Here is a 13610-nt window from a genome sequence, read left to right as displayed (position 1 = left end):
ATAGTCCCGGCGTGTGACCTTGCTGGTGCGGGTGCTGAAACGCTGGGAGAACTGGCTGATCACCGAATGCTCCGCCAGCATGCCGGCGTCTTGCTGATACGGGGTTTCGCCCAGTGTGGGGAAGAAGGTCTGGCCGTCGGTGAACACCAGCACATGACTGTCCCGGGAGTGCTGGTGATGCCAGGCGATACCGTCCTCGGCGCACAGTCGCTGGACGAACTCGAAATCATTTTCCCCGTACTGGGTGCAGTATTCGCGCTCGGGGCTGGCACTGACGTTGAAGGTAAAAGCATCCGCCTGGATGCCATGTGCCTTGAGTACCCGAGCGATGATTTTCGGTACCGTCTGGCCCTGGAAAATCCGCTGATCGCGACTGAACTGCAGATAGTGCAGCGCCGGCACCAGGATCAGCTGATAGCGGTTCAGGCGCTTGCCGACATCATCTGCGCGCACCCCGTCGATATAGCCATGAATACCTTCGCCGTTAAGGCCGAACTGGAGGAAAGCCGGCTGGCTGAGCAGGCTCTCCAGGTCGAAATCCGGGTACTCGCTGACCAGTTCCACCCGAATGGCATACAGGCTGCTGATGGCTTCAGTGCCGTCGAAAGCCAGCACCTTGAAGTCGTTGCAAACACCGGGAATTTGCAGTGAGAAATGCGCCGTATTGGACGATTGGGACATTCGCTTATCCTTTAGCGGAATGGAAACAACGCGCGATATCCAAACCGTCCTTGGTCTTGTTCGCGTGAACTGCCAAGTACGCTAACAAGCCGACAAACGAAATAATGTAAGAAGGGTCCCTAACGGCGGTCAGAGCGATCCGCGTTTCAAAGTGTTGCGTTAGCCAACGACAAAGACAGTGCAACTCGGACGACTCGATGGCCCGCACACTTGCACCATCGCCCCCAGCCAACAAATACTGACGTCGACCTCCCCTCCTCCTCTGACAACACTCAAGGACGACCCGATGAAAGCTCGTTTACTGCTCTGCTCCTTGCTCACGTTCAGCGTCCAGGCATTTGCCCAGAATGCACCTTCGCACCTGGACCAGGTGATTGAACGGGGTCATCTGAAGGTCTGTACCACCGGCGATTACAAGCCTTACACCTATCTGCGCGCAGAGGGCGGATACGAAGGGATCGATATCGCCATGGCCCAATCCCTGGCGAAAAGCCTGAACGTTGACGTGCAATGGGTCCCCACGACCTGGAAGAACCTGATGACGGACTTTCTGGCCGACCGTTGCGATATCGGCATGGGCGGCATTTCGGTTTCACTGGAGCGGCAGAAGAAGGCCTCTTTCAGCGACACGCTGGGCGTCGACGGAAAAATCCCGCTGGTGCGTTGCGAAGATAAACAACGCTATCAAACCGTCGAACAGCTCAACCAGTCGTCCGTGCGGTTGATCGAGCCGGCAGGCGGCACCAACGAAGTGTTTGCCCGCACTCACCTGCCCAACGCCACGCTGACCCTGTTCCCGGACAACGTGACGATTTTCGAGCAATTGCTGGATAACAAGGCCGACGTGATGATCACCGACGCTTCCGAAGCGCGGTATCAGCAGAAGCAAAAACCCGGGCTGTGCGCGGTCAATCCCGAGCAGTACTTGCAGTACAGCGAAAAAGCCTACTTGCTCCCTCGTGATGACGTGGCCTGGAAGGCCTATGTGGATCAGTGGCTACACCTGAGCAAAGCCACGGGCGCCTATGATGCGGTGCTCGCCCAGTGGCTGGCGACCGCTCCCGGTCACTGAACACTGACCAGCGCCCGGAATGCCTCACTCGCTGCGCTGCGATAAGCGCCCTTGCGACTGAGCAAGGCCACCGTGCGTTGTGGCAACGCCGGTTGCAGCGCCAACGGGCGTAACCCCGGCAGCGCATGGGTGATGGCCTCGGGGAGAATGGTCGCCAGGTGCCCGCGGCGAACAATCTCGACAATCGCGCTGATGGAGTTGGCTTCGATGGCGATGCGTGGCGCGATGCCTTGTTGTCGGCAATACAGATCGATGTGCCGACGGGTTGCAAAATCGCCGCTGAGCAACACCAGCGACTGTTGGCCCAGCGCCTGCGCATCGAGTGATTGTTGCCGGACAAACCCCGGATGCGCCTCACTGACGACCAGGCTCAAGGTTTCGGCAAACAGCGTCTGGCTGTCGATGTCCGCCAGGTGACTGCCGGTGAACGCGATGCCGAGGTCCAGCCGGTCTTCGGCCAGCGCAGCCTCGATCTGGTCCTGGGTCATTTCCTCGACGCTCAGGTTGAGGCCCGGGTACAGGCTGTTGAAACGCGCCAGCAACGGGCCGATCAGGTAAGCAGTGAAGGTCGGCGTCATGGCCAGCCGCAACGAGCCGCGTGTCAGGTCCTGCACGTCGTGCATCGCCCGTTTGGCCGCCTCCAGGTCCTGCAAGGCCAACCGCGCATAACGCACATACGCCTCGCCGGCATCGGTCAAACGCACCGTGCGCCCGGAACGATCGAACAACGGCGCACCGAGGACATCCTCGAGTTGCTTGATCTGCTGCGACAGCGTTGGCTGCGAGACATGCAATGCCTCGGCCGCCCGAGTGAAGTTGCGATGCTCGGCGACGGCGAGCAAGTAACGGATATGGCGTAACAGCATGCCGGCTCAACTATCGACATGGATTATGGATGGCATCATAAGCTGGTCCGCGACGCTATGGCTGCAAACAGTATCCGTGCGCCATCCCTTGCGACTTTTTCCGGTAAGCCGAGCAGTATTTAATTTTTAAATACCGCGCATGACTTTCTGATTTGCCGACTCTCGCCGCGCATCGCCTAATCCAGACCTTGTCCTTCAAGGTATGGTCATGGAAAACGTTCGCGCCACCTCCCGTCCCGCTGTCTGGCTGATGATCGCCGTGATCCTCGTCGCCCTGAACCTGCGCCCGTCGATGGCCGCCGTCGGTCCGCTGTTGTCGGCCATTCGCGGCGATATTGCGTTGAGTTTCAGCCTGGCGTCACTGCTGACCATGCTGCCGGTGATGGCGATGGGCTTGGCGATGTTCTTCGGCATGAGCGTCAGCCGGCGCCTGGGAGAACATCGAACGGTGGTGCTGTCGCTGCTGATCATTGGCCTGGCCACCGTGTCGCGGCTGTTCCTCGATTCGGCCGCCGAACTGATCCTCAGTGCAGTCCTTGCCGGCATCGGCATTGCGCTGATCCAGGCCTTGATGCCAGCCCTGATCAAATCCCGCTTCGGCGACAACGTCTCGCTGTTCATGGGGCTTTACGTCACCTCGATCATGGGCGGCGCGGCCATCGCGGCATCGTTTGCACCCTTGGTGATGACGCATACCGGCAGCTGGCGTGTGGGGTTGGCGATCTGGGCGCTGTTGGCATTGCTCGCCTTGCTGCTCTGGTACGGCCAACGTCACGCCGTCCCCGCGATGCCTGCCACCGTGCAACGTAAAGAAGCGTTTTTCAGCAATTCGCGCGCCTGGCTGCTGGCGATTTTCTTCGGCTTGGGCACCGCGTCCTACACCTGCGTGCTGGCCTGGCTGGCCCCGTACTACGTCGAAAAAGGCTGGAGCGAGCAGAACGCCGGCCTGCTGCTAGGCTTTTTGACGGCCATGGAGGTGATCTCCGGCTTGCTGACGCCGGCTATCGCCAACCGCAGCCGCGATAAACGACTGGTTCTGGTGGTGCTGCTGGGATTGATCATGGCTGGCTTCTGCGGACTGATCCTCAGCCCGCAACACCTGAGCCTGCTCTGGCCGTGTTTGCTGGGCCTGGGTATTGGCGGCCTGTTTCCCATGAGCCTGATCGTCTCGCTGGATCACCTGGACAACCCTCAGCGCGCCGGTGGACTCACGGCGTTCGTGCAAGGAATCGGCTATCTGATCGCGGGGGTGTCGCCGCTGATCGCCGGGATGATTCGCGATCAACTGGGCAGTTTCGAATGGGCCTGGTGGGCACTGACGGCAGTGATGCTGTTGATGGTTCTGATGGTGTTGCGCTTTGACCCACGGCATTACGCCAAACACATTGATTGATCAGGGGCACACTGATGAAACACACCAGTTTCGCCTCCGCCAACGCGGGCATGTTGCTTTGGGCGGTGTTGGTTGCCGCCTCGTTTTTTGCCGCCGCCGAGGTCAGCCAAGCCATCGACCCGATCCTGCTGACCGGCCTGCGGCTGCTGTTTTCGGCATTGGCGTTTCTGCCGATGCTGCTGCTCAACGGCGGCACCGCGATCACTGCCAAAGGCCTTGTCAGTCATGCCTGGCTCGGGCTGTTGCTGGCCGTGTATTTCGGCTCGTTGTTCGAAGCGCTGCGCTACACCTCGGCGGTCAACACCGGGACCCTGTTTACCCTGGTGCCATTGATGACACTGTGCTTCGAGGCCTTCCTGATACCCGGCAACCGTTCGAAAAGCCGCCTGCTGCCGATGCTGATTGCGGCGGCCGGTGCGCTGCTGCTGATCCTCAAGGGCACAGGCCCCGGCGAAGTCCCTTCACTCTATGCGGTGTCGGTGTTCGGGGTTGGCTGCCTGGCGATGGCGCTCTATTCACCGTTGAGTCAGCGCTTCAAGGCGAACAGCCTCAAGGGCCGTGGGCCTGTGGTGATGACGTTCTGGAACATGCTCTTCGGTTCGCTGTTCCTGTTCGCGTTCAGCCTGGTCAATGGCGGCTGGCGGTCCGGCGCCCTGTTGTCTGCCCACGATCTGTTCTGGCTGGTCTACCTGGCGCTGTTCGCGACCCTGGCAACCTTCTGGTTGCTGCACCGGGCGATCGGGGTGATTGCACCGTCCACGGTCATTTCCTACGTCTACCTCAGCACGTTGTTTATCACCTTGTTCCATTGGTTCTGGCTGGCGCAGCAACCACTGATGCTGGAAGTCGTGGGTGCCTTGCTGGTGGCCAGCGGGATGCTCGCGCTGGTGATGTCCAGCCGTCGCGCACTTCCGGTAACCGCGTAAACACGGTGACTGAAAGCTGAAGGTGCTCACCCGCCTTCGGCCCGGATTGCGACAGACGTCGCATTCGCAACAACTTCTGTCCCACACTTGTCCGTGAATGATCCTACGAGCCATTCTCCTAGGACGGTCGTTCCGTTAGCATCACTCGCACACGTTTGCGCACAACTTGCGCAACGAGCGGAGTGAGACAGTACGGATGCTGAACAGTAACTTGCTTAGAAAGCTCGATATGCAGGACCTCATGGTGTTCATCGCCGTGTATGAGCAAAGCAGCGTCACCGGTGTGTCTGAGGCGCTGTTTGTCAGCCAGTCCACGGTGAGTTACTGCCTGAAGAAACTGCGCACCAGTTTCGAGGACGAGTTGTTCATCAATACCCGCACCGGTATGCGTCCGACCTACAAGGCCGGCACCATGTACGCACACGTGCAGAAGATTCTCGAAAGCATCAACCTGTGCCATGCCGGGGTTCAGGCATTCGACCCGACGCACCAATCCGTGACCTTCAATATCTGTGCGCCGGAATACTTCGAGCAACTGATCCTGCCACGGCTATTGAAGAACTTCGATTTCGCCGACCTGCCGGTGATCGTCAATGTGCACAAACTCGAAACCGACATCCCCGCCGAAGAGCTGCGAGATGGCAGCCTCGACCTGGTGATCGGCTTCGGCCCGAACTTTCATCGCAGCCACACTGACTTCAGATCCCAGGTGCTGCTTGAGGATGATCTGGTGTGCGTTTTCGATAAACGGGCGACGCCGCTGGAGCCTCGCATCAGCCTCAAAGCCTACGTCGAACGCCGACACGTGTTCCCTACGCCGTGGACGTCCACCACCAACATGGTCGACGGCTGGCTTGCCCAACAGGCGCACAAACGCCAGATCGTTGCGCGCGCCAACAGCTACAGCGCTGCACTGAAGCTGATCACCGGGACTGACTTCATTCTGACCATGCCCCGGCGCATCCAGCACCTGCTGGCCAAAGACTCGGTCTTCAGCCATTGCGAGGCGCCGAACGGCGTACCGGGGTTCACCCTCGAAATGCAGTGGAGTCAAACCCGCGAGCTGGATAGCGCCAACGCCTGGCTTCGCGAGCAAGTGGTCAAGGCCTGCACAGAACAGGGTTTTATCTGAGGGGCAACGCGCTGAATATCAGTGGCTGATGGCCGTCTTGGCGTAGGAATCGCGATCGATATCCAGAATCTCGACGCACAGCTGCACATCAACACTGGCGGGCCATTCGCAGAGATCCTGCACCACCGCCAACAGACTTTCGGACAATTGCTTCTTGATCGCGGGCGAGCGCCCGCTCAGCAATGCCAGCTTCACATGCACAAAACCACGCTCGCCCATCCCGGTACCGACCCGGAAGGCGCCGACCTGCACCGCACGGCTCTTGATATCGTACTCCGAGGAAAACTGCCCGGACGCCACCAATGCGTGGTTCAAGCGCAACAACGCCACATCGGCATTGAGGTTCGGCAGGTTGGCGGTGTATTCCATGTGCAGGTGAGGCATTGCGATGCTCCTTGAGGATAGAACGAAGGGGCGTAGATATACCATAGAGCGCCCCCGCCCTTCCCCGCGAAAACACCTGGCGCGTCAATGCTCCTGCGCCGGTAGCGATTCACGCAGTACCCGCGTTTCCCACGTCGCTACCAGAATCATCACCGCAGTCGTCAGCCCTCCCAGGACCAACGCTGAAAACAGCTGATTCAGCGCCGCAGGCAATAGCGCGAGCAGCAGCACCAGGCCCACCAGATGAGACAGCGGCGGCAAAACCCGATCGGCCATTACCCATTTGAACAACGCACACCCCAGCAAGAACAGCCAGGGCCCGGCGACGATCACGATGATCCCGGCATCGCTCGCATGCTCCGGATGCACCAGCACCAGTTCATCGGCCACCGCGCTGACGATGATTCCGGCAACGATCAACACATGCAGGTAGGTGTAGGCAATCCGCGCCTGCCGCCCAGGGTCGCTGGAATGTACGATCCGGTGGTGAGCGCGCTCGGCGCCGCTGTCGAAATACACCCACCACATCGCCACGCTGCCGAGCACGGCAATCAGAAACCCCGCCAGCACCGGCCAATTCAGCAGCAAATCGGCGAAGGTTGCGCCGGTCACCAGCAGCGACTCGCCCAGGGCGATGATCACGAACAGACCGCAGCGTTCGGCCATGTGATTACCCTCGACGTTCCAGTCGGCCAGCGTTGAACGGCCGAGCCCCGGTACCCAGAAGTACAGCGACGGCGAGATCAGCTCGATCAGTAATGCCAGCGCCCAGCAGGCCAGGCGCTGATCGCCTTCAAGCAGCGCACCGCTGATCCAGAACACCCCGGACAGCACCATCCACGCCAGGATTCGCTGGAAGTTGCGGGTCATGTTCAACGGCTCTCCACGCACGGCCCAGATCGCGAACAGCGTGCGGCCGACCTGCATGAAGACAAAGGCTGYGGCGAACATCACTCCATGCTCGGTAAACGCCTTGGGAATCGACGACGACAGCAACAGGCCGGCGACCATCAAACCGAACAGGCCGAGGCGGATCGGCAACTTTTCGGGGTCGAGCCAGTTGGTCACCCAAGAGGTGAAGATCCACACCCACCACACCGCCACCATCATCAACGCGACCTGCACCGCGCCACCTATCGTCAGGTGCGCAAGCAAGGTGTGAGAAAGCTGGGTGACGGCGAACACGAACACCAGATCGAAAAACAGCTCGATCATGCCGACCTTGCCACTGTCTTGACTGCCGCGCCCACGCAACAGAGAACGGGAACTGCTCATGGGATGGATCTCCGGTCAGTCATCGGGAAAATACTGGCAGCAAAACAGCGCTATGCCGGGCAAGCAAGCCGCCACCGGTTACCGTCCGAGCAACTTGTCGCTCTGTATCCCGGACACACCGCGCTCGCTCATGAAGGCTTCGAGGCGTGCACGCAGCCAGCGTTCGGCGGGGTCGGTATCGACGTGGCTCAGCCAGACCATGGACAGGTCCAGGGTTGGCGTCTTGAACGGGAACGGTTCGCTGAACAGCAGACCTGAAGCCGCCATCGCCGCCGCCGTGTAGTCCGGCAGGCTGGCAATCAGGTCAGTCCCCGCGAGTAGCGCCGGCAAGGCACTGTATTGCGGCACCGAAAGCACCACCTGGCGTTTGCGACCGATCTCGGCCAGCCACTCATCGGCATAGCCACTGACGTTGGCCGTATGCGAAACCAGCACATGCGGGCGCGAACAGTACTCGTCGAGGGACAGCGGCGTATCGGAGGCATCGGCGCGCAGTATGCGGGGCTGAATGTGCCGCAACAGTTTGCGCTTGGCATTGGCCGGCAGGCCGCGGGTCTGGCTGATGCCGACGGTGATGTCACCGGACGCCAGCAAGTCCGGGATCCGCCAGTAATCGACATGCTGAACCACGAACACCACTTGCGGCGCTTCCTGGCGCAATGCGCGCAACAGCGGTGGCAGCAAGCCGAACTCGACGTCATCGGACAAACCGATGCGAAAGGTCATGGTGCTGCTGGCAGGATCGAAATGGTGGGTCAGGCTCAACGCCGAGGACAGCGCGTCCAGCGCCGGCGAGAGGTGTTGAATCAGTTCCTCGGCCCGCGCCGTCGGCTCCATGCGATGGCCAACCCGGATAAACAGCGGATCGTTGAACATCGCCCGCAAACGGTTGAGCGCCGAGCTGATGGTCGGTTGCCCGAGAAACAGCTTCTCTGCCACTCGCGTCACGTTGCGTTCGAGCATCAGCGTCTCGAATACCACCATCAAATTGATGTCGGCCTTACGCAATTCATTGCGATTCATCAGCTACTCCCGGCTCTCAATACTTGGGCCAGTTTAGAAAGGCCGGGGGGACGGCGTCTATCGACATGAGCGCTGCACATGAACGAGAGGCTGCGACGGCTTACTGTACCGTCAGCGACTTCACTCCCAGGCCCATCACACGCTGATCTTCTCCAAGCCCCAATTGTTTCGGGCTGATTGCGTCGGGTAACTGCACATGAATACGCATCAGCGTGTCCCGGGCGATGGCTTCATGGATGGCCGCAGTCAGGGGGATTTCGATGCGATTGTCCTGAAGCCGGGTCAGACGTGTCGAACTGGCTTGTAAACCGTTGATGGTAAAAACCACGTCCTGGCCAAGATGCATCGGCAGTACGAAGGCCAGCGCCTCGATCACGATGGATTGAGCCTGAGGTGGAACCCGAAGCACGATCTCTGCCTCCTCTCCCTCGGACCATGTGCCCCAGGCTTCCGGGGTCGACCAGCCATGGGCCAGATGAGGGGTCTTGTAGTTGAACCGTTGTTGCTGCCCGAGTTTGATCAACGGCACTGACTGCATCGAACGTCCTTCGTCCACGACCGGAAGGCATTCAGCGCATTTTTTCCAGCCCGGCGCAAGCACCACCAGGCCATCAATGCGGGCCAGCAGATCGGTGTCGCTGTTGACGCTTTTCACGACGTCAAGCATGGCACTCTCGTCAAGGATATACAGCGAATCAGGGTCGAACTGCCCCGTCACAAGCATTTGCCCGGCTTTTTGCTGGGCATGCTCAAGCGCCGTAGAACTCATGCGCCCCAGATAAGCGGTATCGGTTTTCAGACCATGAGTAGACGCGTAGTAGGCTAACGCAAGCCAGGTCTGCGACTGGTTCTGCGGCAGTAAAGAACGAATATTCGCGTAGTGGGCGGCGGCGCTGGACCAGAACGGGTCATGCAATGCTGTTGACCATTCGGAGGCAGGCGTCATCATCCTCGCGTGCCATACCCCTCTCCATCCGTTGCAGGTATCAACCACCTGAACAACCAGTGCCAAGGCCAGCAAACACAGCGCAGTGCGCGGCCGGTTGCCACGCACCACCAGGAAAATGACGGCAAACACGATGGCGTAGAACACCGGCCAGAACATCCGCCCCGACGCCCGAAAGATATTCGCCAGCTTGATGATTTTTTCCGGCAATGGGTAATGAACACTGAGCAGGCCAACACCGATCTCGTTCGAGAGCGCAAACAGCGTCAGGCCAATCAACGCCAACAGCAGAACCGGCAGACGGCGCACCGCACTGCCGAAGTCAGTTGTACGTCGCAGCAGTACGACGCAGGCGCAGATCGCCAGCACCAGCGTCCCCAACCCGAGGTAGTTGAAACCCTCGTAGTCGCCGCTGGCCTCGGGCAAGTCCGGCAAGATCAACGACCAGCCGCTGGAGTCGATCGGCGCCAGCAGATTCATACGGTACAAGCCAAAACCACCGGAAGCCATACCATCCGCGATACTGAAATAGCCCGCCTGCCAGCAGCACAGACTCACCAGCAAAAACAACAAGACCACCTCGATGAATGCAGTGCGTCGAGTCAACTCGCCTTTGAGGGTTCGACCGGCAACATCGGCTACCCAGATCAATGCCACCATGGCCAGCAGATAAGCGTGGATCATCGCCGTCGCCGCCAACAGCGCTCCCCAGGCCACCCGGCGCTTCTGCACGCCCGGGTGCAGGGCCAGATAGAGCGCGGCCAGAATCAGAAAATGCCCGGCCAGGGACAAATGCCCCCCCATGCGCAAGAACATCGGCGGCGAAAACAGAAAAAGGCCTGACCCCAGCACCCTGAGCGCAACACTGGGCGTAACCAGCCCCAGCAACTTCCAGGCAAACCAGGCTTGCAGAACAAAACATGCCAGCAGCCAAATACCGAAATACTGGAACGTCTCGGGAAGGATTGAGTTGAAGGGTTTGAACAGCAGCGCCAACAGCGGATTGGAATCGGAAAAAATGATCGCACTGCCCAGTTCCAACCCATAGGACGGGTTAAGTCCGAGCGGAAAAGTCCAGGGAGAATGTCGAAAGAACGTCCAGCCCAAGTAATGGGTCGCCGGATCGCCGCTTTCCAGCCAGGCAATGTTTTGCGGGTCCAGGGCCCGTGGCCCGATCACCATGAAAAATGCCACCACGCCCATTAACAGGGGCAATAACCCGATCGCCCAATGCTTGCCCGAAACCTTCATCGATACGTCCAGAAGTTATGCAATACAAACGTAAAGGCCGGAATGGTCAGCGCCACCGCCCCTATCCCCAGCAAGTAATGAAGCCCGGCCATTTGTGCGGCCCAGGCCACCAGCATCGCCAGTAGTAAACCGGCCCCGGAAACCATCATGAAGCGCGCCAGCGTCCGGCCATGCAATCGGCTGGAAAAACTCCAGCTCGTGTTGATCACATAAGAAACCAGGGTCGCCACAGAAAACGCTACACCGTTGGCCACGGGTGGCAGCGCCAGCACGTAGTTGATGAGCAACACGGCCACCACCGCATGCAGGGCCGTTACGAATAACCCGGTCACGGCAAAACGCAGGCCACGCTTGATCAGGGCTGATTTTTCGGCTGAGGTCACGGTTTCTGCGCCAGCACGAACACCGTCAGACCCGCCAGGCGGTTCGCGCCCATGAACGGACGTTCGATACTGCACAAGGTCTTGAGCAGCGTATTGACCAATGGATGGTGCTGCTTGAGTTGCGAGCGTGGCGACGAAGGTTGTGCGCCTTGGGACAGCAACCGCAGGGTCGCTGCAATCGGGAACACCGCGCCGAAATAATAAGCCCCCTTCTTCACTATCAAACCGGAGTCCCTGGCCACTGCTTCCATTTGCGCCAAGGTATAGCGCCGTTTGTGTTCAAGAAAGTCATCGTGCCCACTCCAGAGAAACTGAAACGCCGGCACGGTTATCAGGAAACGACTCCCGGACGGGACTTTATCGACGTACGCCTTGAGTAACCCGACATCGTCATCGACATGTTCCAGCACATCCATCAGCAGCACCAGATCGGCATCAACCGAGTCGATCGAACGGCGATAGTGCACCGGTTTCCCGGCGGTCGTGGCGTCCGAATCCGCTTCGTAGCTGATGTCCACGCACCAGGCCTCGGTGGCTGCCGTATGGGTCAGCAGATGATGGGAAAAGAACCCCGAACCCGCACCTACGTCAAGAATCCTGTCGACCCGCGCATTGCCCAGCAAACGAGTCGTCGCCGCCGCTTTTGAGCGGTAGTACCAATGCTGCTCGATGCTTGAACCGAGGATGTCGGTTTCCTTGAGATCCATGGTCAGTCCTTGGCATTATGGACGCGACGCACCAGAAAAACCGGGCGGCGTTTTGATTCGATGTAGGTTCTGCCCAGGTACTCACCCAGCACCCCGATACCGATCAATTGCAGCCCCCCCAGAAAGGTGACGGCAACCATCAGCGAGGCGTAGCCCGGGACATCGATCCCGGTCAACAACGTCCGCAGCACAATGAAAGTGGCAAATGAAAAAGAAACCACCGACACCAACAGCCCCAGATACGTCCATACCTTGAGCGGGTCGGTGCTGAAACTGGTGATGCCTTCCAGCGCGAAATTCCACAAGCGCCAGCCATTGAATTTGCTTTCCCCCGCCACCCGCTCCGGACGCTCGTAATCGACATGGGTCGTCCGAAACCCGACCCAGGCGAACAAGCCCTTCATGAAACGCCGTGACTCCGGCAAGGTCTGCAAGGCATCGATCACGCAGCGGTCCATGAGCCGAAAATCACCGACATTTTTCGGCAGCGGCTGATCAGAGATTTTGTTGTGCAGGTGATAAAACCAGTTGGCGGAGGTTTGCTTGGCCCAAGAGTCGTTGTGACGACTCACGCGATGGCCCAGCACCACTTCATAGCCTTCACGCCAGCGGTCGATCATCTGGAGGACAACTTCGGGAGGGTCCTGGAGATCGACATCGATGGGCACTACCACCTGGCCAGTGGCAGTCTGCAAGCCCGCGGTCAACGCCGCTTCCTTGCCGAAATTGCGACTCAGATCGACGATTCGCACGCGGGGGTCAGTCTTCTGGCGCTCCAGAAGCAGCTCCAGCGTGGTGTCGGTACTGCCGTCATTGACGAACACCATCTCCAGACCGACCAGCGCCTCATCCTTGAAGACGTCAGTGATCCGCGCCATGAACAAATCGACGGTGGCAGCTTCATTAAAGACCGGAATGACGAGCGATAGCGCCACATGCTCGCCCCAATGCGTTCCATGCTGATGAGTCACTGATTGCTCTTTTTATAGTGATTTTTCTGCTATCCGAGGTCGCCGGCTAATCTCCAGCGCCATGAGCTGCGTGACATTAAGCAGGAGCGTGGGAGGTGATGCAAGGGCGAAACTGCGGCGATTTTGGCCATTCATTTACCCCCCTTTCGCCACCTGGCGGATGACCTGATTCAGCAGACGCCGAAGCCGCGAAGCTGCTCGATGTGCCTGAGCAGCTTCGTTTCCACACACCAACAGATACAGGCCCTAGATTTCCTTCACCACCGTTTCGTTATGAACGCTTTTGATCAACCCGATCACGTGCAGGCAATCCGCCTTGTTGACGTACGACTCGCCGCTGGCAACCGTCTCATGATTGGCCGCCCTTAAACGCCAGCGCCATTGGCCCTTCCCGGTAAGCGGGGTGCCTCGCGACTGCCTGTAGATCTCAAAGTACATGGTTCGCTCCTTGCGACTGCTGATAACGACAGACTCCTGGTCTGTGCAGGCAGAGTAGACGAGTGATTCAAGATTTAACGGCGATCAAAAGTAAGCAGACATTACCCAAAAAACCCTCCGCCCCGACGAAAGCCAACAGACACTGAGGCCCGTGAAAAGGCT

The 13610-nt window shown here is 59.2% G+C and carries 14 protein-coding genes; 4 read left to right on the top strand and 10 right to left on the bottom strand.

Features of this window, described 5'->3' with window-relative positions; translation table 11 throughout:
- Positions 1 to 681: type VI secretion system tip protein TssI/VgrG (gene tssI, locus AC1DHT_RS04280; protein WP_442114501.1), on the bottom strand; the 681-nt coding region annotated here is incomplete at its 3' end.
- A gap of 286 nt (positions 682 to 967) precedes the next feature.
- Between tssI and AC1DHT_RS04275 the strand changes: the two genes are divergently transcribed.
- Entirely contained in the window at positions 968 to 1753 is a 786-nt protein-coding gene (locus AC1DHT_RS04275; RefSeq protein ID WP_427536655.1) for a transporter substrate-binding domain-containing protein, read from the top strand.
- Here the strand turns inward: AC1DHT_RS04275 and cynR are convergent.
- Positions 1747 to 2619: a transcriptional regulator CynR gene (gene cynR, locus AC1DHT_RS04270; RefSeq protein ID WP_427536657.1), complete on the bottom strand. Its 873-nt coding sequence runs from the start codon at positions 2617 to 2619 to the stop codon at positions 1747 to 1749. The two genes, AC1DHT_RS04275 and cynR, sit on opposite strands and share 7 nt — an antisense overlap.
- Before the next feature lie 208 nt (positions 2620 to 2827).
- Between cynR and AC1DHT_RS04265 the strand changes: the two genes are divergently transcribed.
- The 3 genes from AC1DHT_RS04265 to AC1DHT_RS04255 all read left to right on the top strand — a co-directional run bounded on the left by AC1DHT_RS04265 (position 2828) and on the right by AC1DHT_RS04255 (position 6070).
- Positions 2828 to 4012, top strand: coding sequence for a cyanate transporter (locus tag AC1DHT_RS04265; RefSeq protein ID WP_427536659.1), 1185 nt, complete (start codon positions 2828 to 2830; stop codon positions 4010 to 4012).
- A 14-nt stretch (positions 4013 to 4026) separates the two neighbouring features.
- Complete coding sequence (locus AC1DHT_RS04260; RefSeq protein ID WP_427536661.1) at positions 4027 to 4938, top strand: DMT family transporter; 912 nt, start codon at positions 4027 to 4029, stop codon at positions 4936 to 4938.
- Positions 4939 to 5134: 196 nt separating this feature from the next.
- On the top strand, positions 5135 to 6070 hold the full coding sequence (locus AC1DHT_RS04255; RefSeq protein WP_427536663.1) for a LysR family transcriptional regulator: 936 nt from the start codon (positions 5135 to 5137) through the stop codon (positions 6068 to 6070).
- A gap of 18 nt (positions 6071 to 6088) precedes the next feature.
- Here the strand turns inward: AC1DHT_RS04255 and AC1DHT_RS04250 are convergent, their stop codons facing one another.
- The 8 genes from AC1DHT_RS04250 to AC1DHT_RS04215 all read right to left on the bottom strand — a co-directional run bounded on the left by AC1DHT_RS04250 (position 6089) and on the right by AC1DHT_RS04215 (position 13448).
- Positions 6089 to 6454, bottom strand: coding sequence for a 5-carboxymethyl-2-hydroxymuconate Delta-isomerase (locus AC1DHT_RS04250; protein ID WP_427536665.1), 366 nt, complete (start codon positions 6452 to 6454; stop codon positions 6089 to 6091).
- An 84-nt stretch (positions 6455 to 6538) separates the two neighbouring features.
- Complete coding sequence (locus tag AC1DHT_RS04245) at positions 6539 to 7729, bottom strand: low temperature requirement protein A (RefSeq protein ID WP_477761258.1); 1191 nt, start codon at positions 7727 to 7729, stop codon at positions 6539 to 6541.
- A gap of 78 nt (positions 7730 to 7807) precedes the next feature.
- The gene (locus AC1DHT_RS04240; RefSeq protein ID WP_427536668.1) at positions 7808 to 8752 is read right to left on the bottom strand and encodes a LysR substrate-binding domain-containing protein; all 945 of its coding nucleotides are present in this window, start codon (positions 8750 to 8752) and stop codon (positions 7808 to 7810) included.
- 100 nt (positions 8753 to 8852) lie between these two features.
- On the bottom strand, positions 8853 to 10949 hold the full coding sequence (locus AC1DHT_RS04235) for a DUF6311 domain-containing protein (protein ID WP_427536670.1): 2097 nt from the start codon (positions 10947 to 10949) through the stop codon (positions 8853 to 8855).
- On the bottom strand, positions 10946 to 11332 hold the full coding sequence (locus AC1DHT_RS04230; RefSeq protein WP_103316206.1) for a GtrA family protein: 387 nt from the start codon (positions 11330 to 11332) through the stop codon (positions 10946 to 10948). Before AC1DHT_RS04230 ends, AC1DHT_RS04235 begins: the two co-directional genes overlap by 4 nt.
- On the bottom strand, positions 11329 to 12039 hold the full coding sequence (locus tag AC1DHT_RS04225) for a class I SAM-dependent methyltransferase (protein WP_427536673.1): 711 nt from the start codon (positions 12037 to 12039) through the stop codon (positions 11329 to 11331). The genes AC1DHT_RS04230 and AC1DHT_RS04225 overlap by 4 nt, the downstream gene beginning before the upstream one ends.
- Before the next feature lie 2 nt (positions 12040 to 12041).
- Positions 12042 to 13010, bottom strand: a complete 969-nt coding sequence (locus AC1DHT_RS04220; RefSeq protein WP_427536675.1) for a glycosyltransferase family 2 protein — start codon at positions 13008 to 13010, stop codon at positions 12042 to 12044.
- Positions 13011 to 13256: 246 nt separating this feature from the next.
- Positions 13257 to 13448, bottom strand: coding sequence for a YegP family protein (locus AC1DHT_RS04215; RefSeq protein ID WP_427536677.1), 192 nt, complete (start codon positions 13446 to 13448; stop codon positions 13257 to 13259).
- Positions 13449 to 13610 lie beyond the last annotated feature (162 nt).

The sequence above is a fragment of the Pseudomonas sp. 05N432 genome (assembly GCF_056396945.1).
Note: the sequence above shows the minus strand (reverse complement) of the source record. Positions and strands in the feature narration are given on the sequence as shown.